General features: G+C 40.6%; 15 protein-coding genes and 2 pseudogenes. 13 read left to right on the top strand and 4 right to left on the bottom strand.

Going from position 1 to position 19,418, the window contains the following annotated elements:
* The first annotated feature begins 32 nt into the window (after positions 1 to 32).
* The 11 genes and pseudogenes from OLW01_RS18175 to OLW01_RS18125 all read left to right on the top strand — a co-directional run bounded on the left by OLW01_RS18175 (position 33) and on the right by OLW01_RS18125 (position 12,991).
* Positions 33 to 1,340, top strand: a complete 1,308-nt coding sequence (locus OLW01_RS18175; RefSeq protein ID WP_268076919.1) for a family 16 glycosylhydrolase — start codon at positions 33 to 35, stop codon at positions 1,338 to 1,340.
* 19 nt (positions 1,341 to 1,359) lie between these two features.
* Complete coding sequence (locus tag OLW01_RS18170) at positions 1,360 to 3,051, top strand: sodium:solute symporter family protein (RefSeq protein WP_268076918.1); 1,692 nt, start codon at positions 1,360 to 1,362, stop codon at positions 3,049 to 3,051.
* Positions 3,038 to 4,282 carry a glycoside hydrolase family 117 protein gene (locus OLW01_RS18165; RefSeq protein WP_268076917.1) on the top strand — a complete coding sequence of 415 codons (1,245 nt, stop codon included), beginning with the start codon at positions 3,038 to 3,040 and terminating at the stop codon, positions 4,280 to 4,282. Before OLW01_RS18170 ends, OLW01_RS18165 begins: the two co-directional genes overlap by 14 nt.
* Positions 4,276 to 4,515, top strand: a pseudogene (locus OLW01_RS18160) (FAD-dependent oxidoreductase); the annotation flags it as partial. The gene OLW01_RS18165 and the pseudogene OLW01_RS18160, both read left to right, overlap by 7 nt.
* A 43-nt stretch (positions 4,516 to 4,558) precedes the next feature.
* Positions 4,559 to 4,771 (top strand): hypothetical protein, encoded by a 213-nt coding sequence (locus tag OLW01_RS18155; RefSeq protein WP_268076916.1) that lies wholly within the window; start codon positions 4,559 to 4,561, stop codon positions 4,769 to 4,771.
* 5 nt (positions 4,772 to 4,776) lie between these two features.
* Positions 4,777 to 5,376, top strand: a complete 600-nt coding sequence (locus OLW01_RS18150) for an RNA polymerase sigma factor (protein WP_268076915.1) — start codon at positions 4,777 to 4,779, stop codon at positions 5,374 to 5,376.
* A complete protein-coding gene (locus tag OLW01_RS18145; RefSeq protein ID WP_268076914.1) occupies positions 5,376 to 7,103 on the top strand; it encodes a LamG-like jellyroll fold domain-containing protein in 1,728 nt (575 codons plus the stop codon). Before OLW01_RS18150 ends, OLW01_RS18145 begins: the two co-directional genes overlap by 1 nt.
* Positions 7,104 to 7,318: 215 nt before the next feature.
* Positions 7,319 to 7,861: a hypothetical protein gene (locus tag OLW01_RS18140; RefSeq protein ID WP_268076913.1), complete on the top strand. Its 543-nt coding sequence runs from the start codon at positions 7,319 to 7,321 to the stop codon at positions 7,859 to 7,861.
* A gap of 18 nt (positions 7,862 to 7,879) precedes the next feature.
* A pseudogene (locus OLW01_RS18135) lies at positions 7,880 to 8,176 on the top strand (PIN domain-containing protein); the annotation flags it as partial.
* Positions 8,177 to 8,312: 136 nt separating this feature from the next.
* On the top strand, positions 8,313 to 10,004 hold the full coding sequence (locus OLW01_RS18130) for a protein adenylyltransferase SelO (protein WP_268076912.1): 1,692 nt from the start codon (positions 8,313 to 8,315) through the stop codon (positions 10,002 to 10,004).
* A gap of 248 nt (positions 10,005 to 10,252) precedes the next feature.
* Entirely contained in the window at positions 10,253 to 12,991 is a 2,739-nt protein-coding gene (locus tag OLW01_RS18125) for a right-handed parallel beta-helix repeat-containing protein (RefSeq protein ID WP_268076911.1), read from the top strand.
* 11 nt (positions 12,992 to 13,002) lie between these two features.
* Here OLW01_RS18125 and OLW01_RS18120 read toward each other — a convergent pair.
* Positions 13,003 to 14,114 (bottom strand): IS3 family transposase gene (locus tag OLW01_RS18120; protein WP_268076910.1). Its coding sequence is split into 2 segments (ribosomal slippage): positions 13,003 to 13,853 and positions 13,853 to 14,114, totalling 1,113 coding nucleotides; the frame shifts between segments, so codons are not numbered across the junction.
* Between the two features lie 65 nt (positions 14,115 to 14,179).
* Here OLW01_RS18120 and OLW01_RS18115 point away from each other — a divergent pair.
* Positions 14,180 to 14,392 carry a dockerin type I domain-containing protein gene (locus OLW01_RS18115; RefSeq protein WP_268077304.1) on the top strand — a complete coding sequence of 71 codons (213 nt, stop codon included), beginning with the start codon at positions 14,180 to 14,182 and terminating at the stop codon, positions 14,390 to 14,392.
* Between the two features lie 247 nt (positions 14,393 to 14,639).
* Here OLW01_RS18115 and OLW01_RS18110 read toward each other — a convergent pair whose 3' ends face one another.
* Genes OLW01_RS18110 through OLW01_RS18100 form a run of 3 tightly spaced genes read right to left on the bottom strand, consistent with a single transcriptional unit; the run spans position 14,640 to position 17,923 of the window.
* Entirely contained in the window at positions 14,640 to 15,419 is a 780-nt protein-coding gene (locus OLW01_RS18110) for a 3-keto-disaccharide hydrolase (RefSeq protein WP_268076909.1), read from the bottom strand.
* An 18-nt stretch (positions 15,420 to 15,437) separates the two neighbouring features.
* On the bottom strand, positions 15,438 to 17,000 hold the full coding sequence (locus OLW01_RS18105; protein ID WP_268076908.1) for a DUF7133 domain-containing protein: 1,563 nt from the start codon (positions 16,998 to 17,000) through the stop codon (positions 15,438 to 15,440).
* On the bottom strand, positions 16,997 to 17,923 hold the full coding sequence (locus OLW01_RS18100; RefSeq protein WP_268076907.1) for a c-type cytochrome: 927 nt from the start codon (positions 17,921 to 17,923) through the stop codon (positions 16,997 to 16,999). The genes OLW01_RS18105 and OLW01_RS18100 overlap by 4 nt, the downstream gene beginning before the upstream one ends.
* A 165-nt stretch (positions 17,924 to 18,088) precedes the next feature.
* Here OLW01_RS18100 and OLW01_RS18095 point away from each other — a divergent pair, with 165 nt between their 5' ends.
* Positions 18,089 to 19,405 (top strand): helix-turn-helix domain-containing protein, encoded by a 1,317-nt coding sequence (locus OLW01_RS18095; protein ID WP_268076906.1) that lies wholly within the window; start codon positions 18,089 to 18,091, stop codon positions 19,403 to 19,405.
* Positions 19,406 to 19,418 lie beyond the last annotated feature (13 nt).

The raw sequence follows: 19,418 nt of genomic DNA, 5'->3' as shown, positions 1-19,418 counted from the left end.
TAAATTTACTGGCTAATGAGAACGAGAAAAATATGAAATTTTATTTAAAGATGGCGTTTGCTGTTGTTATCGCTGGCTCTGGATTTAACACATATGCAGATACGCAAGGCAATCAATCGGCTAGTTCGACCGAATTTAAAGGTAAAAAAAGTATCGATTTGTCCAAGTGGCAACTCGTTTGGCAGGACGAATTTAACTACCCAGATAAACAGCTAGATAAAAATTGGATTTCACAAAATGGCCCAACGGAAAACCCTTGGGTTTACAGTAGTCGCTGGCGTGAAAATGCGCAAGTGAAAGAGGATGTTTTACACTTAAAAAGCATTAAAGAAACCCGCGGTGGTCAAGATTGGACAACCGGAAATGTCTGGAGTAAACGCACCTTTGGTTATGGTTATTTTGAAGCAAGATTTAAGTATGCTGAGGCATACGGCACCAATAATTCATTTTGGTTCTGGCCAAAACAAGGGGTTGATGAAGGGCAAAAAGCGTGTGAAATCGATATAAACGAAGGTCATTACCCTAATATTATTAATACTAATGTACATAACTGGACAGACAAATACACCTTACCCAATGGTCGAATTAGTCACAGTGACGACCAAAAACATTGGACACTGTTAGGGCAGCCCGATCACACAATAGAATTAAAACAAGCGATTAAAGCAAAAAAAGTGCGTTTAACTTCGCTGAATCCCGCGTCTATTCATATTTCTGAATTTAGAGTATTTGAACCTTCATCGGCTGGATATCCGTCTGCGAAAGATGACTTACCGCAAAACAGCCCGTTAAATCACGCGCTTTCTGCGGATACTCAATTAACGACTAATGGGGTGTTTAACAAGCTACCGTCAAGAGAAGAATTTGCCATAGACGGCAAGTTGAACACCCGCTGGGTGTCTGAAAAACATGGTCAAAAATGGCTGCAATTAGAGTGGGATACACCTAAAAATATTGGTGCGATTCAATTTGTAAATGGTTGGGAGCAAGAGTATGGCGACTCGCAAGGTATTTACCGTAATTTGATATCAGACTATGTGCTTGAGTATCACAATGGTAAAGAGTGGGTTGAACTTAAAAAATATCAAGCAGCTGAAGCAGTGGCGAATTTTGGCGATGAATATCACACCTACGGATTAGAGTGGGATCAAGACCATTTTAAGTTCTACTTTGATGGGGAGTTATATCACACCATGCGCAATGATGTTTGTTTTAGCGAACAAACTATTTTATTCAGTTTAGCTATCTTAAAAGCCGATATTGCGGGTCCGGTAACGGATGCAATTGATGGTACTAGCATGAAAATTGATTGGGTTCGTTACTATCAACGCAAGCCGTAAAGTACATCGGGGTTAAATAATGAATAGCATTGATGTTAGCGTTATGGTTATTTTTACTCTGCTGGTGGTGGGCTGCGGTTTAAGCTTTTCCAGCTCGGGTAAAAATATGAAATCCTATTTTTCAGCAGGTGGTGCGCTGCCTTGGTGGATGAGTGGTTTATCTCTTTTTATGAGCTTTTTTTCAGCTGGCACATTCGTTGTGTGGGGATCAATTGCTTACTCACAGGGCTGGGTTGCTGTTACCATACAATGGACTATGTGCATTGCCGGTTTACTGATAGGTTTTTTTATTGCTCCCAGATGGCAAAAAACCAATGTGGTCACCGCGGCCGAGTTTATAAAAGCACGTTTAGGCCAGCGCGTGCAAAAAGTGTATACCAGTATCTTTTTGGCAATCGCTACCTTTTCAACCGGCACGTTTTTGTACCCAGTTGCAAAAATTGTGGAAGTTTCAACCGGGCTACCTATCACCAACACCATTATTGGTTTAGGTGTGCTTATTTTACTCTACACTGCCGTGGGCGGTTTATGGGCAGTAATCGTCACAGATATATTGCAATTTGTGGTATTAACCGCAGCTGTTTTAGTGGTAGTACCTTTATCGCTTAATGAAATTGGTGGTGTTGCAAACTTTATCGACAAAGCCCCTGAAAACTTTTTTGCATTAACCAGCGGTGAGTATTCTTGGGGCTTTATTTTTGCGTTTGCCTTATACAATCTGTTTTTTATTGCCGGAAACTGGGCTTACATCCAGCGATATACCTGTGTAGCAACCCCGCAAGATGCGAAAAAAGTAGGGTGGTTATTTGGTGGCCTTTATCTTATTAGCCCGGTTATCTGGATGCTCGCACCTATGGTTTATCGCGCGCTCAACCCTGATTTAGCCGGTGCAGATAACGAAGGTGCATACCTTTTAATGTGTAAAGAGGTATTGCCTGTTGGCATGCTGGGGTTAATGCTGGGCGGGATGATATTTGCAACTTCCAGCTCAATAAACACAGCTTTAAATATTACCGCAGGTGTTATTACCAATGATGTTTTTAAACAACTTTACCCAAAAACCAGCCAAAAAACGTTAGTTAAAATTGGTCGTTTATCGACTATTTTATTGGGTTTTGTCACCATAGTGATTGCGCTGCTGGTGCCTTATATGGGCGGTGTGGTTGAAGTGGTAATGACAATGGCTGCATTAACTGGTGGTGCGTTATTTTTACCGCCGATCTGGTTGTTGTTTTCTAAATATCAGCGTGGCTTTTCTATTTTAACCACCTCAATTTTAACGCTGGCCATTAATGGCACATTTAAATTCATAACCCCTTGGTTATTCGACTTTTCGTTAAACCGTGCGCAAGAAATGCTGCTCGGGGTACTGGCACCCGTTGCAATATTAACGGTATTTGAGCTTATTTATCGCAGCCAAAAGCAACCCGCGCCGTTATATCAAAGCTACTTAAAATCACAGCAACAAAAAGAAGATGTCGCGCAGCAGCAAGATGCAGGGCAGCATGAAGCGGATAATTCTAAAGGTAACAGAGTGATTGGTTTTGGCATTTTAGTCACTGGCCTGATTTTATTTTGTTTAGCCTTGCTGGCTGAAAAAGGGGCATTTGTTGTTGGTGCAATGGCTTTAATCGTAATAACGCTGGGTGTGTTTTTGTTGGTGAAGTTTAACAAACAAGAGAAAGCTGAGGTCAAATATGAGTACCAATAACAACAGCAATAATAATAACAATAGCAATAATAACAGGAGTTTTCCTTGGGATATTCCGCAAACCAAGCCAGACAGAGCGCTAAGTCAGGCAATGTCGCGTTTATATGCCAACTATTTAACGCCACGGCCGGAAGATAACCCCCTTTTTACCAGCTTTAAATATACCGAATTAGTGGGATTTGATTATAACGGGCACGATGGCACAGTATCCCGCAGAGATCCGTCTAAAGTGATTCTTGTCGATGATACTTATTATATGTGGTACACCAAGCGTGATACAAAAACACCACCTCAAGGGGCTGAAAAATGCACAGACAGCATACCTTCGACAGATTGGGATTTAGCTGAAATTTGGTATGCAACCAGTCAAGATGGATTTGTCTGGCAAGAACAGGGCTGTGCGATTAAACGTCCGGCTAAGCCCATGCCCGGCTGGCGTTCGGTTTCGACACCGGATATTTTAGTGTGGAAAGGTAAATATTATTTGTATTACCAAGCCTTTATGCAGGCTAGTGGAATTAAAGGCGATCATTGTCCGGTCACTTTGTCTTATGCCAATTCGCCGGATGGCCCTTGGACGCCATGTAATCATATCGTGGTAGAAAATGGCGAACCGGGGAGTTGGGATCAGTTTTCAATTCATGATCCTTACTTGCTGGTATACAAAGGTAAAATTCACCTTTATTACAAATCAGCATTTGGCGACCGGCCAGACTATTTAGTGGGTAATGGTTTAGCGACCGCGGACGATCCGCTTGGGCCATTTAACAAACACCCATTAAATCCTATTTTAAATTCGGGCCACGAAACCACTTATTTTCCGTTTAAACAAGGGATTGCGGCATTTGCTATTCGAAACGGCAATGAAAACAACAGTATTCAATATGCGGATGATGGCGTTAATTTTAACCTTGCATCTGTCACCTCGTTGATGCCAATTGCCGCAGGGCCTTTTGTACCAGACGCTTTTACCAATTTAGATAGCGATAAAACAGGCAACGGGCAGGGTATTAGTTGGGGAATATCACACTTTAGCGATAAAACTGATCCGACAACCAAACACAGTTTTTTAGGCAGATTTGATTGCAACTTAATGCAAAATGGCGGCAATAAAGATATGAAAGAAACTGATGTGATTCATCACCCCAGTGTTTATTTTGCTCAAAAGCTCAGCCCGCAACAAAAAAAGCAACGCCAGCAAACTGCAATTAAGAGTAAAAACACATGTTAGTAGAGCAATTTAGCCCGCCAACCCACAAAAATAAACTAGTCCAATTAACGACTGATTTTGTGGTTGCAGGTGGTGGCTTAGCTAGGGCGTGCGCTGCCATCGCCACCGTAAGAGCGGGCATTAAAGTGATATTAATACAAAATAGATCAGTATTAGGTGGTAACACGTTGAGTGAAGTTAAAGTTTGGGCATTGGGTGCAACTTCTCATATGCGTAATAATAACCGGTGGTCATTTATGACCATGGTTAAAAAGTAACGTGCTGGAAACGGTTTTAATGGAATACTCAGAAAATGAAATGCCTTATTGTGTTAAAAATTGTAAAGTTAAGCCTGTAAATGGCACGATAGTGTATGAAATGAAAGGCCATTATCAAACCGTTAATCGACTTATACTAAACCAAGCAATCGAGGTATCTGAATTGGTGATTGAACTAGAGCAACCACGCAAAAATATGCCTGCAAGTTTATTTGAAATTGAAGTGCATTAATTTTCATGACGGCAGTTAAGGCAAACGTGCAAGCGGGTATACAAGCGGATAGCGTAGATGACATTAACTTGATTAACCGAGTGCGCAACGGCGAAATTAATGCTTATTCGCACTTGGTTAAACGCTACGAATGCTCAGTACGTGCGGCGTTGCGGGTGCGTTTGCACGATACCAGCGAAGCTGAAGATTTAGCGCAAGAAAGTTTTATACTGGCCTATAACAAGCTTAATGAATTTGACGAGTCACGCCCCTTTGGTGCGTGGGTACGGGGCATTGCGATAAACTTACTTAAAAATCATATCAGAAAGCTCAAACCAGTAACAATTGGCAGTGATACCGAGCTTGAATTGATGATAAACCAACATATAGACACACATTACACAGCCGATAACGAAGTGGCTTCCGTTAACGCGCTACAAGATTGCATGAGCAAATTAACAGATAAAGTAAAACAATTGATATTAGAACATTATGGTGAAGGTTTTAGCATTGCTGAAATGACTCGTAAACATGGTGTGCGTCATTCTGCTATGACTATGCGTATGTTTCGCATCCGGCAAAAATTACGTGAATGTATTGAGAACAATCTCAAGGAGTATTCATAATGAGTGCATCCGATCAGGATAACAACCCACAAGCTTCACTCAGCAAAGAGCAGCAACGTTTAATTGCCGATTATTTGGCCGGAAAAAACGTAGATGCGCAGTTAACTCAAGCCTGTAAACATAATCCTCATGTTAAAGCTGAATTAGCCAAATTGGTTGCTAATGACAGGCTAATTCGTTTGCAAATAGACTCAGCCGAACAAATAACCAAGCAGCGAGCAGATTTTTCAGCGTCTGTTATGGATAAAATTATCGCGCAAAACAATTTGGGCCAAGTGCATAGCATTAAAGGTAAGCCAGCTGAGCAAAATACTCAAAAAACGACTCAAGCTATCAATCCAGATAATAAACTGGTTAAATTAAACGCTCATTCAAAAAAACAAAGCCGTAAATGGTTTAATTCGTTTAACGCGCTGGCAGCAAGTGTTGCGATATTTGTTGTTGGTTTTTTTATTACGAGTTTTCTGTTTGTCCAAAATAATTTGGCGGTTGTGACAAAAGTGGCCGCTGTTTCTGCCGTTAATAATTTGGTTGTGGGCCAATCAATTAACCGCGGTAAAATTTCATTGGATGTCGGTTACAGTGAAATTAAAATGGGCAATGGGGTGATATTACTGCTCGAAGCACCGATTCGTTTAGATATTCGCTCGCAAGATTTGGTGATTCTGGAAAAAGGCAAACTAGTTGCAAAAGTACCACCACAAGCCATCGGTTTCAGAGTGGACACACCAAGCTCTGAAATTATTGATTTAGGCACCGAGTTTGCGGTAGATGTAAACGATAAAGGTGACAGCCAAGTGCATGTTTTAGATGGCGAAGTGAAAGCTCGCTCATCTAAATTGCAAGCTTATAAAATGCTGCGAAAAAACCAAGCGTTGTCATTTAGTTTAGATGAAAAAATCGAATTTATTAAAAGCAGTCCTAACTTATTTATGCGTGCTTTGCCGGGTAAATCCGTTGCCAATTCAGATTATTTGCACTGGTCATTTGACAGCAAACAATTTTACAGCCAACAATCCGACAACAAGCAAACGGGTGCTTTTTTATCGAACGGAAAAGGCATCTCTGGTAAACAATATCCAGCCTATGATAAAACACCTGAAACGACAGCAGGGCAGGGCGAGATAACACAAACCGCTGGTGTGTTTGGACAAGCCATTGCTTTTAATGGTATTAACAATTGGTTAGAAACAGACTTTCCCGGTATTGCAGGTGATGCGCCCAGAACTGTTAGCTTTTGGGTTAAAGTACCAAAAAATATCGCAAAGCATGAAGTGTTTGGCATTGTTAGTTGGGGCACGCAAGAGTTTTATTCTGCTTGGCAAATATCACCAAACCCTTTTGCGCAAAATGGGCCCTTAGGGGCACTGAGAATTGGTACTTATAATGCACAAGTGGTGGGCACTAAAGACCTGAGAGATGGTCAATGGCACCATGTTGCGGTTGTTTTGTATGGTGGTGAATCATCAGATATTTCAACACATGTACTTATGTATGTTGATGGTGAATTGGAAAAAACACATGGTAAATCTTTTGCCAAAGTGGATACCAAAATCACCCAAAAAAATTCACGCCCGCTAGCACTTGGCCGAAATATTGGTTACGAAGCAGAGCACGAACGCAATAAGTATTTTAGAGGCAGCGTCGACGAGTTGTATGTATTTGATACCGCGCTTGAACAACAACAAATAAAACAACTGATGCAAAGCAATAAATTTAGTTTTTAGATACATAACAGTCCCGTTGAATAAAGTGTCCGGGTTGCCGGTTACTCAGCACCTTTTAAGTTAAGCGCTTATTGTTGCATTTTACTCAACCAAGGCTTAAGTTTATGAAATGATTAATTTAAAACTAATTGGAATAGCGTGTATAGACTCAATGTTAAAAAGTTCTATACGCACTTCTAATGATTAAGCTGTTATATGAAATGAAAAGGAATCCGATGAAGCTTCTACTTATTATCCTTTCAATTCTATTTGTAAATGACGGAATTTCAAAAGAACATTCATGGTCGTTTAGAGAGTCTGGCACTATTTGCAGTATTCTTACATCAAACAGAATTGATCTTAATGCCAATGAAACAGTCCAATACACAGTAGTGTTTGGATATGCAAGTAGAAAACATGATCTAAGTGAGCACTTAAAATCAATTAACTTAAAACCAAATGAATACGTTTTACAGTTTAACGTTGCGCTTCATCATCCAGCTGGTGAATTTGGTTTATTAGGTGATGAAATAGATGTACCTATACAATTAAAAGTTAACGATTCTTTGCTTAGAACTCATGAAAATGAATATGGAACGACCTATTATGTTATTGGCGAAAAGGCTAAACAATTATTGAAAAAGTTAAGCGTGAATGAAAAAATAATACTTAAAGTACAAGTGGATAATGTAGAGCACTTAATACCTTTGACAAATGAATCTAAAGATTTTAATTTAAAGCGCAGGCTTCTTCAAACTTGTGAAACTCATTTCATATAACAAGACTTATCTGTTTATGAAAGAGTGGTTGTTTTTGTTGGTGCTAAACAATCGAAAATCGATTTCGGAGATAAAAAATACGAATCTCTAATCAACTTAGTTTTAATACAAATTAAGACTACACAATCTAATAACTTAGATTTTCATTTGTCTTATTACCTTGGGAAATATACGCAAGAAGCTCCAGTAAATATTGGCTTTGACGTAATCACGAATGATAATGGTTTTACGCCATTAATTTCACATCTCAAAGCTAATGGTCGCTCTTGCAAGCAAGTTAAAATGGTCACTGCATCTAGCGAGATTTCTAAATGAATCGCTCAGTATTAAATGGTTAGCTATCAATCAATAGGCTAAATTATTCTGCCACTACAGTGTTGTAAATTGTTATTTAATCGCGTTTACTACGCTTATCATTTGCTAATATTTTGCATAAAACTGCTCACACGTTATGAAACATAAAATAAGTAAGCTCCCGGAGCTCGCAAAACTCGCTAACTATTCGTTACTTGATAATTTAACGGCTGATCCCGATGCAACCGAAACCGGTCACGATCACCAGCCTAGAGAAGTTTTTTCCGGCCATTATGTGCCTGTTTTACCCACGCCATTACCAGAGCCTGAATACATCAGCCACAGTAAAGTATTGTTCGAAGAATTAGGTTTTGACGATAAATTAGCCCTAGATCCAGATTTTATTCAGCTATTTTCTGGGGATGTAACTAATTTGCCAGCCGGCATGCGAAAAATAGGCTGGGCAACGGGTTATGCCCTTTCTATTTATGGCACCGAATATATTCAACAATGCCCTTTTAGAACCGGTAACGGTTATGGTGATGGCCGTGCTATCTCGGTTTTAGAATTGGTCGCTAATAATAAAAGATGGGAAATGCAACTAAAAGGCGCGGGGTGTACACCTTATTGTCGAGGTGGGGATGGCAGAGCGGTATTGCGTTCAAGTGTGCGTGAATTTTTAGCACAAGAGCATATGTATGCTTTGGGGATTAACACCTCGCGCTCGTTAAGTTTATTTGTTTCTAAAACTGAATGCATTGATCGCCCTTGGTATTTTGAAGATTCTCGCTCGCACGATCCGGAAACTATGGTTTCAAACCCTGTGGCTATTTCTACCCGTGTTGCGCCTTCTTTTTTACGGGTTGGCCAACTTGAGTTATTTGCACGCCGGGCACGCACGATGGAACATGAAAACGCGCTGAACGAACTTGAGCAAATTGTAGAACACCTGATTACACGCGAATACCAAGATATAGCTGCGCAATCGCCAATACCACCACGACTAACACCCGATAAAATACTGCTGTTGGCCACTGAGTTTCGCGAACGCTTAACCTCGTTAGTTGCCAACTGGCTGCGGGTGGGGTTTTGTCAGGGCAATTTTAATAGCGATAACTGTGCAGCAGGTGGTTATACACTGGATTATGGCCCCTTTGGTTTTTGTGAATTATTTGAGCCTACATACCAGCCATGGACGGGCGGTGGCCGCCATTTCTCATTTCTTAATCAGCCATTTGCGGCAGAAACCAACTTCAAAATGTTTTGTCGAAGCCTTGAACCTTTATTGCAAACACAGCCCGAAGCAAGTGAAAAATTGGCTGATATTGGTGATGGTTTTAAAGCGGTGATGCAGCAAAAATTAGAAAAAATGTGGACAGAAAAACTTGGCTTAACTGCTTATAACTCAGATCTATTAATCAATCTATTACAACTTATGGTAAACACCAAAGTTGATTTTAATATGTTCTTTCGTAAACTGTCACATGTACCCCAGCATGTTTCTGCGCTGGAAAAAAGCTTTTACATGCCAGCCTCGGAAGAGTTACAACAGCAATGGACAGAGTGGCTACAAACTTGGCGTGCTTTGGTTAATGCCCAAGATAACGCTGAAAAACTCAGTGAGCAGATGAAACAAGTTAATCCAAAATACACTTGGCGAGAATGGCTAGTTGTACCAGCATACCAAGCGGCGGCTAAAGGGAATTATCAGCTAATCAACGAGCTACAGCAGGTATTAAATAACCCGTACGACGAACAAAGCAAAGAAATTGAAGATAAATATTATCAACTGCGCCCAGAAACATTTTTTGGAATGGGTGGTGTTAGCCACTATAGTTGTTCATCTTAAGCTGTTCGTCTTAACCATATTTTGCACTGAAACCAAACTTGATTGACAAAATCACCACTCGTTTGGTTTTTTTGTGCTGACCAAGTCTAATCATAATGCATCTTGACCTGGCGGTCGGTTTATTGCTTTATGAAAAATAATTGTTCATTGTTTACAATTAAACGTCAAGTTGATAGGGTTGTAACGTTTTTGCAACGTGGTTACCTGTTTGTAACCAAATTCATATCATCATCTTGGGGTTTATTTTAATGTTTAATAACCGTTTTTGTTTGGCAGTTGCGGCCACATCTTTGCTATTTAGCTTAAATGTGAGTGCGAAAACTGTTTATGTTGCACCAGATGGTTCTGATCAAAACAACGGAACTGAAAACGCACCGTGGGCGACATTTGCCAAGGCGAATGCAAATTTACAAGCTGGAGACACTTTGATCGTTGAGGGCGGGGAATATCGCCAGACGATGAGAATAACCCAATCTGGTACGGACACAAATCCAATTTTGATTCGCCCTGCAGACGGCGAAAAAGTTGTGATTGTTGGTACAAACCCGATTAACGACTGGGTTGCACAAGGTGATGGAATTTATGCAACATCAGTTAATATGAGTATTGCTGAGCATTCACGACAAATTTACCAAAACCAAGAGTTGATGCAAATTGCGCGCTGGCCAAATGATTCAGACAATGATGTATTTACTATCGATGCGCATCAAGTTAATACGGCAGGAACTGAAAGCCGACTGTATGTAGATGGTATTCCAGACGTTGATTTAACAGAAGGTTACCTATGGTATTTAGGCCAGCATTCGGGCACCAGTTGGACTAAAAAAATTACGTCTAACACCTTAAGTGAAATTAATTTCACCCCAATCGATATCACAAAGTGGCCATATAGCAATCACAATCCGGTGCATAAAATTGATGGTGGTTATGGCCGATTTTACGTTTACGGCAAACTAGATTTGTTAGATAACGAGCGTGAATGGTTTTACGATAGCACAACACAAACTTTATATTTTAAACCGGCTGATGGTCAATTGCCTGCGCCGGGTTCAGTTGAATATGCCGCTCGTGAACGTGCCGTTCAAATCAACGGCAGCTATGTTGATATGGAAGGTATAAATGTACGTGGCGCAAACGTTCGCCTTGACGGGCATTTTAACCGTTATGCCGGTGCCGAAGTCATGCATGGTAAACAAAGATTTGATAACCATACAAGCACATCAGGTTCTGGTGTATTTGATGGCTCAATTCTGATCGTAGGGCTAGATAACATTGTTGAAAATAACGTAATTAAGTTCGGTTCAATCAACGGCATACACGTTGCGGGTTGGTCGGGAGCGGGCACCAATACAGTTATTCAGGGCAATGAAATTCGTTATTTTGATACTTTAGGTATCCATTCAAGCCCTATTCGTTCGAATGCGGCAAACGTTAAAATTTTAAAAAACACAATATCACATACGGGGCGAGATGGTATTTATGTGATCGGTCAAGGTTCTGAAGTTGCCTACAATGACATTTCGTATGCGGCGATGATCAACAACGACGGTGGACTATTTTATACCGTCGGTAACACTGAATATCGCAATATCGAGATCCATCACAATTGGTTTCACGATGCAATGCAACGGGATTATCACGACAAACGTACCGCAGGTATTTATTTAGATAATGACAGCAAAGGTTTTTTAGTTCACCACAATGTAGTTTGGAATGTGCCTTGGAGCGGCATTCAATTAAACTGGGATAACTGGGACAACCATATTTACCATAATACTCTGGTCGATGTTGGCCAAGCAATGGGCGAATGGATAAATGGCCGAAACCCAAGAGACAATAGAGTTTGGAATAACTATAGTTCACATGCAGACTGGTTGCGCAGCGACGCTTACGATTTAGATAGCAATATTATTTCTGCAATTAACCAATTTGTTGATTCTGCAAATCAAAATTTTATGCCTAACGCAACTTCAAGTTTATTAGATTCGGGCAAAATTATTGATGATTTAAGCAAACCTTATGCAGGTCCAGCGCCAGATGTGGGGGCGTACGAAGCGGGCGGTATACAGTGGACAGCCGGGGTAAACGCAATTGAAGATATTTGCAATAGCTGTGCATCTGATCTGAATGCCAATCCGGTTCATCCACCCATTGCGGCCTCGCTTGCTTTTGATGATCGTGCAAAATATTTGTCCAATGCCTATTTAGCAGGCGGCGCACTCGATGTGAGCGTAAACTTTGATGCAGGCACAGGTAATACCATTACCGATGCATTTAGGGGTGTTAAATTTTACCTTCGTTTAATTGATAAATCTTCAGGCAAATGGGTATCACTGAATGATACGATTGTGTTCGATAGCACTGTGGTTGGTCAGCGTGCAGGCACAGCATCAGCTAGTTTACCGTTAACCGATTTAGTACCAACAGCTGAATTACAGCCAGATCAATTTTATTTTGTGTTTGTTCAATTCAAGACATCCGCAGGGGTCGTTAAATCATTAGGTGTACAACCCATTAATGTTATTGAGCCAATGCCAGCATCAATCAAATGGGATGACGTTAATAAATATCGCAATACGCCATTTTTGAACAATGATTTTTTAGATATCACATTAAATATTGATGCAGGCTCAGGCCAAACCATCACCTCTGACTTTGACGGCGTTGAAATTTTATTGCGGGAGTTACGTTCAAATTGGAGTGTGGTTAAAGATTATTCGGCGCACGATGCGAGTATTGTCGGTAATCAAACGGCCAACCCAACAGTTTCTGTACCTTTGTTTGGCGTGACCCCTTCATCTGAGTTACCGGCGGGCAACTTCTATTACTTGTATGCACGCTTTAAGTCGTCTGACGGTAAAACCTATACGGTCAGCGCATCACCCATTATTATTGACAGCGATTTTGACAATGATGGTATCGGTGATATGACCGACACAGACGACGACAATGATAATGTTCCGGATAGCATGGATGATTTTCGGTAATACACCCATTTTTAATTGACGCTAAAAGTAGAAGGTTGCGTTATTAAAGCCTGTTTGTATTTCGGTGGTATGCCACCAATTGCCTTATTTGGTCGTTCATTGTTGTAAAACCATAGCCATTCTGTCGCATGATCTTGCACTTCGGCAATACTGCTGAATAAATACTGGTTCAGCCATTCGTAGCGAACGGTGCGGTTATACCGCTCCACATAAGCATTTTGCTGTGGGTTGCCTGGTTGGATAAATTTTAGTTCAACATCATGTTTTTCAGCCCACTCAGCCAATAACGCACTGATATATTCCGGGCCATTGTCACTGCGGATTTGCCTGGGCTTTCCACGCCATTCAATAACTTGATTGAGAGTGCGGACAACACGTTCAGCTGGCAGCGAGAAGTCTACTTCAATCGCCAGACCCTCACGATTAAAATCGTCAATGATATTGAGTAGCCTGAAGCTGCGGCCATCAACAAGCTGGTCATGCATAAAATCCATAGACCAACACTGGTTTATCGACTCAGGCACAGCAAGTGCTTCAGGTTTATCCCGTTTTAAGCGCTTCTTAGGCTTTATGCGCAGATTAAGCTCCAGCTCCCGATAAATCCTCAACACCCGCTTATGGTTCCAGCCAAAACGTTTCACATTACGTAAAAAGTAAAAACACATACCAAAGCCCCAACTGCGGTGATTTGTCGTTAGCCAAAGCAGCCAGTCAGCAATTAGCGCGTTCTCGTCACTCAGTTTGGCCTGATAGCGATAACAGGTTTCGCTAATCCCAAACAAGGAACACGCTAACTTGATGGCAATGGAATGGTTTTGCACCGCCTTTTGCGCCAACTCCCGTCGGCGCGACGGCTTTACCACTTTTTTTCGATGGCCTCTTTGAGGATTTCAGCCTTTAGTCGCTCCTCGGCATACATCTTTTTAAGCCGTGCATTTTCGGTTTCCAGCTCTTTTAATCGGGCCATCATGGACGCATCCATGCCGCCAAACTTGGCGCGCCATTTATAAAAGGTAGCCGAACTCATGCCATGCTCGCGGCATAGCTCCGGAACCGGCGCACCGGCTTCCGCTTGTTTTAAAATTGCCAGGATTTGGCTGTCGCTAAATTTTGATGTTTTCATGCAGAATCTCCTGCGTTTATGTTACGAGAAAATTCTACTTTTGACGTCAGTTATTTTTAGGGTGTATTACCTTTCCACATGATGCAGTTTATGGGGTACTAGGCGACTTTGACGGTGACAATGACGTTGATCGCAAAGATGTTTCTTTCTTTGTACGCGCTCTGAGAAATCCAGCGTTACACCGACCTGAATTTGATTTTAATGGCGACGGAAAAGTACATCAAAGCGATGTTAGTAAATTACGCAATTTATGTACTCGTGCACGATGCGCTGAATAATCAGTAACAACGCAACCGCTCACTATACGCTCGTATAGTGAGCGGTTGTAATACTTAGAGATTTTTATATCGCTATACTTATTTTTTTTAACAACAATTACCAGGCACCCATCACAAGACTTAATTACGCAGCCTTATATTTTAATCACTTATTTTATGTGTGTGATTGTGCCTTGTGTATAGAGAAATAATCATAAATTATTATGTGAATAACCTTTGATCAAATTGGTTGCCGATTTTGTTCTAACTACAACGGCCTTACCCAAATATTTCTAAAGCTAATTTCTCCATCATGGTCTTGCAATAAAATCGGTGTACAGCTATGTGCCTTAAAGTATTCAGCTTTGCCTTTGTACATAGTTGTACCTTGTATTTCAAAGTCATCTTGAACTAAAACACCATTGTGCAGGACAGTTATGCGTGCCGCTTTGGTTAATTTTCCGTGTTGATCAAATTTAGGTGCTTTAAAAATGATGTCGTATGTATTCCATTCACCACTAGGTGACAGCGCATCAACCAAAGGGGATGATTGTTTATAAATAGACGCTGCTTGACCATTTACGTAAATTTTTTGGCCGTAAGTATCGAGAATTTGTACTTCGTATCTTTCTTGAATTTTAATACCGCTATTTGCGTGATTGGGTGCGTTTTTACGCCGTTCAGATGGTTTTGGGGCACGCCATTCTATATGCATTTGCATATCACAAAAAGACTGCTTACTGACAATTGAACCCGATTTCGGTTTAACGGTTAGACTGCCGTTTTCGTATATCCACTCTACTGGTTTGCCATTTAAATGTCGCCAGTGTTTGTCAACATCGCTCGCACTTTGCAATAAGCTAATTGCATCAGACGGTATGGGTTTGACGGTTACTTTTTTCGGTACAGGCTCCCAAACTTCAGTTAATTTAGGGTCTATATTGTTTGCTGTTGCATAGGTGATTGACAACAAGCTGGTTGCGACCAGCGCAAGTTTGTTTAATTTAGTCATGGTTTTATTTATCGTCTTATTAATTGTAGTGGTCATTAGAGTTTTCTTTTTTAATTAGTGGTTTGCATACCCTGGGTTCAGGTTACTTAGGTTATTAACGTTGTAGCGTAATACGCTGCCCATTAATGGGCGACCTTCGGCATCAGTTAGGTCAGCTAACGTAATGGTGTACAGTTGGCCTGCTATTAAGTTATCAATATCTACTTTGATGCTTTTACCATTTGAATTAAGTTTGATATTGCTCGGCGTTACTTTTTGTAAATCAACTTTAGGTGAGCCATATGCCGCGTGGTAATGGTAAGTGTGGCGCGTAACCTCGATATTTGTTGGCGCTGAGCGGAGTTTTTGATTAAATTGAATTTCAAAGCCATCGTGTAACAGTTTGACTTTTTTAACAATAAACATGGGCAGACTGTTTTTAGTGACTTTGACTAAACCTTCATCACCCGCCCAACCTAAGTGTATTTTGCCAATCCATAAGCTGCTGTCTGGCGCAAAATCTAATCTAAAGTTGCCAATACCTAATTCGTCTCCGCTGACAAATGGAATCAGCGTGCCTTGCATCTCACCTTGTTGCGCATCTGGCAAAAAGCGAATTAGGTTATTCATATTCATATCACCTATTAATAGTTCACCTTCAGGTAAACCAAACGCTGATTGGTTGGCTGTAGAAAGCGGCTGGGTAGGAGAATTCGCCAGTTCGCCTTGCGGAAATAATGCAGCGGCGGGGGTGCGGATTTTAGTTAAATCATCTGCTGTCACATCTTGGTGTTTTATAAACCAGTCTTTTTGCCAATGCAGCGAGGCAGGATGGCCATAAAATTCACCTTGGTTTACCTGATGAAGGGGGCTGGTCGCAATCCAATCGCCTTGATTATCGGTTACCCAAAGTTTGTTTTTATTGTCCATGTAAATACCCGCGGGTGATCGAAAGCCAGATGCAAAAGGTTCTGCTTTGCCATCGGGTGTCACTTTCATTACCCAACCTCGGTAAGGCACGCACGAAAACATGCGAGTGACTTCTTTTCGTATGCCTGCCATCCATTTTTCAAAATCATGCCATTGGCGCATTTTGTTTTCATCAAGGCATTTATCACTATATTCGCCTCTAATGTATTGGTTTATACCATTAAAATTCGACGCAACATTTAGCGAGATATAGTAGTTTCCCTTGTTATCTACTGCTGGGCCAAATGCAAACTCGTGGTAGTTACCTGTCATGCCAAAACCATCGTAAATAGTTTGGTAAACGTCAGCTTTGCCGTCATTGTCTTGGTCAATTAAGCGGGTTAATTCAGGTTTTTGCATCACCACAAATGAATTATCACTTTCTTGCACTATGCCAAGGGGCAGGTGCAGTCCGGTTGCAAATGTGTGCCAATTGTTGGTTTGGGGCGTGTATATAACCACGTCACCATGGTGAGTGGTAATGGCAATGCGGCCGTCTTTTAGCGCAGACAATCCGCCAATTTGTGGGTCAATATGTTTAGGAACATTAATACGCTCAATGTCGTAATAATCTAACCATGGGTTTGTATTGTTTTGCTCAGCAGATGAACTAAATGTAAATGGTGCTATCGCAAAAAGTAAAACTAAAGCGGAATGGATTATTTTCATGGTAATACAACCTCAACTGAGAAAAGGCGAGCTTGTTGCTCGGTTAAGTGCAATACGTTGTTGGATAAGCGCCCATCGCTGTGAATAATTTGGCTTGATTTACCGTCTTTGCTGGTATGCGACAGATCTAACGTTATTGATTGGGATTGTGTATGATCACTGTTTAAACGAGTCACTTGATATTCGCGGGTAAAACTATTTTGCGTTGAGCCTAAGCGAACTTTTTCTTTAACATGATACCCATTTACTTGGTAGCTGAATTCAGGCGTGCCTTTTATCAACTGATAGCCTAAAAAGTCCACTGCTTGGCCATGCGCAAAGTTAAATCCGCTGTCCTTTGTTTCTGAATAAATAATTTGTTGCTTATTTTGTTCGCGTTTTTTCTCACCGTAAAAAGGGGAGAATGTTGGAAAAGCGTAACGCAACTTACCCAGATTGCTATCCCATGCCAGCGATAATTTCGGCGTTAAATGGACAACAATTGACGCTGGGTTGGTAAAAGGTAAATAACCTCGTGTTACACTTGGGTAAGTTTTAGATGGTGGTTTATAAGGCGCAAATTTAGGTTTATTTTGCTGCTCAACCACATGTTGGCTAATGAGTAAAATATATTCATGTATCTGGTTGATGGTCAGTTCGTTTAAGTGGCCCATTGGCGGCATTTGAATGGTGTCTGGGTTTTTTTTGCCAGGTGCTTTGACCCAGGCTAAAAATTCAGCTTGTTTTTGTGCTGGATATTGGTCACGTATGTATACTAGTGAAGGCCCTGTACTAAATTTATCTAAAGCATGGCAGGCTTTGCAGTTGGCTTCAAAAGCTAATTTTCCCTTGTCAATGTCAATTGCATAGCTTGAGTGACTAAATAAGCTAGCGATAAATAACAGGAGTGTTGGTTTTGTAGCCTTTTTATTTTTTAATTTCATAAATTACTCTTAAAGCTATCTAAACTGAATAAATTTAAATAAACTTAGGTTTCGTTTTTATTTGTTGAAAGTAAGCCTTTGTAGTTTACGAATGCGTTTTCTTTAATATAAGTAAAAAAATAGATTTAACAGTAGTTTGGAGCGTTAATTTAACTGTTATATAACATGAATAAACCTGCAGAATTAACTCGTGAACCGAGTACACAAGCCGTTAAAGCGCAATTGGCACGCATTACTCAAAGCAAAGGATTTGAGCGCTCAAAAATTAATTGTAAATTGCTTAATTTTTTAGTGAATTATCACCTTGATTCGGTTGAGAATGGACAAGTTGCAAGAGCACCGAAAGAAATTGAAATTGCTATTGGCGCTTTGGGTAAAGCTGAAGATTTTAATCCAGCAGAAGACTCATCAATTCGTGTTTATATTTCTAACCTTCGTAAGAAATTAGAAAGCTATTATCAAACGTCTGGCTCTGACGAGTTATTTCAAATGAACATCCCAACGGGGGGATATGCTTTAGAATTTTGTTGGTGTGATCAACAACCTTTGGTTGAAAACAAACAGCCTGAGCGTGTCGATGACAAGCAAACTAATGAAAATTCTAAGCGCTGGTGGGTGTGGGCTTTGGTTGCTTCTGTCATCATTAATGTATGGTTTGTTCTAGGAACTTTTACGAATTCGCCAACTGAAAATCTCGATAGCAAAATACAAATAAAACAGCATGATATCTGGCAGCCTTTATTTGCCAGCGATAAACCAACGCTTATCGTAATTGGTGATTTGTATATGTTGACCGAGGTTGACCCCGAAACGAATATACTCAGAGCTATACGCGAATTCAGTATTAATTCAGATGCTCAGTTAGAGGCATTCTTACAGCGCTTTCCCACTAAACGTAACAAGTTAAAGAAAGCTTCAAGCGCTTTTTTGCTAAAAAATAGTGTTTTTGCATTGCAGCATTTATTGCCATTGCTTGCTGATGATAGTACTACTTCGATTCGCTTAGTTTCGGAATTGACACCAAGCGACTTGCGTGATTTTAACTTGGTCTATTTGGGTTTGTATAAATCTCTTGGTTTGTTAGACGCCTATTTGCAAGGAAGTAATTTTAAACTATTGGAAGGTGTATCAGGTCTGCATAATGCGGATTCTGGTAAATTGTATGAGGTAAAAGGAGATTTAGAACAGGAATATACTGATTACGGTAGCTTTGCCAAATTCGAGGGACCCAGCGGTAATTTATTTTATATTTTTGCAGGTTTTTCAGATGCATCTGTCATTCAAATTGCAAAATATCTTTCTAGCCCCAATAAGTTATTTTCTGCAGAGATTGAGCGACACTCGCATGTTTACTCAAATGCCGAGGCTAATTATGAGCTTATTTTTGCTGCCGCTAGCTTTGATAGAACAGATTTGGATTCAAAGTTAGTCGACAGCGGTTTGTTAAATATAAAAACGATATGGGCAATGCCGGATGAGTAACAAGCCCAAAGTG

This window comes from Catenovulum adriaticum (assembly GCF_026725475.1).
Classification (GTDB): domain Bacteria; phylum Pseudomonadota; class Gammaproteobacteria; order Enterobacterales; family Alteromonadaceae; genus Catenovulum; species Catenovulum adriaticum.
The sequence above is the reverse complement of the archived record's forward strand: the minus strand, read 5'-3'. Positions and strand labels throughout refer to the sequence as shown.

Bases quoted from the DNA above. Each gene is read 5' to 3' on its own strand.
- OLW01_RS18175 (WP_268076919.1), top strand. From the start codon at position 33: ATGAAATTTTATTTAAAGATGGCGTTTGCTGTTGTTATCGCTGGCTCT.
- OLW01_RS18170 (WP_268076918.1), top strand. From the start codon at position 1,360: ATGAATAGCATTGATGTTAGCGTTATGGTTATTTTTACTCTGCTGGTG.
- OLW01_RS18165 (WP_268076917.1), top strand. From the start codon at position 3,038: ATGAGTACCAATAACAACAGCAATAATAATAACAATAGCAATAATAAC.
- OLW01_RS18155 (WP_268076916.1), top strand. From the start codon at position 4,559: ATGGAATACTCAGAAAATGAAATGCCTTATTGTGTTAAAAATTGTAAA.
- OLW01_RS18150 (WP_268076915.1), top strand. From the start codon at position 4,777: ATGACGGCAGTTAAGGCAAACGTGCAAGCGGGTATACAAGCGGATAGC.
- OLW01_RS18145 (WP_268076914.1), top strand. From the start codon at position 5,376: ATGAGTGCATCCGATCAGGATAACAACCCACAAGCTTCACTCAGCAAA.
- OLW01_RS18140 (WP_268076913.1), top strand. From the start codon at position 7,319: ATGAAGCTTCTACTTATTATCCTTTCAATTCTATTTGTAAATGACGGA.
- OLW01_RS18130 (WP_268076912.1), top strand. From the start codon at position 8,313: ATGAAACATAAAATAAGTAAGCTCCCGGAGCTCGCAAAACTCGCTAAC.
- OLW01_RS18125 (WP_268076911.1), top strand. From the start codon at position 10,253: ATGTTTAATAACCGTTTTTGTTTGGCAGTTGCGGCCACATCTTTGCTA.
- OLW01_RS18110 (WP_268076909.1), bottom strand. From the start codon at position 15,419: ATGACCACTACAATTAATAAGACGATAAATAAAACCATGACTAAATTA.
- OLW01_RS18105 (WP_268076908.1), bottom strand. From the start codon at position 17,000: ATGAAAATAATCCATTCCGCTTTAGTTTTACTTTTTGCGATAGCACCA.
- OLW01_RS18100 (WP_268076907.1), bottom strand. From the start codon at position 17,923: ATGAAATTAAAAAATAAAAAGGCTACAAAACCAACACTCCTGTTATTT.
- OLW01_RS18095 (WP_268076906.1), top strand. From the start codon at position 18,089: ATGAATAAACCTGCAGAATTAACTCGTGAACCGAGTACACAAGCCGTT.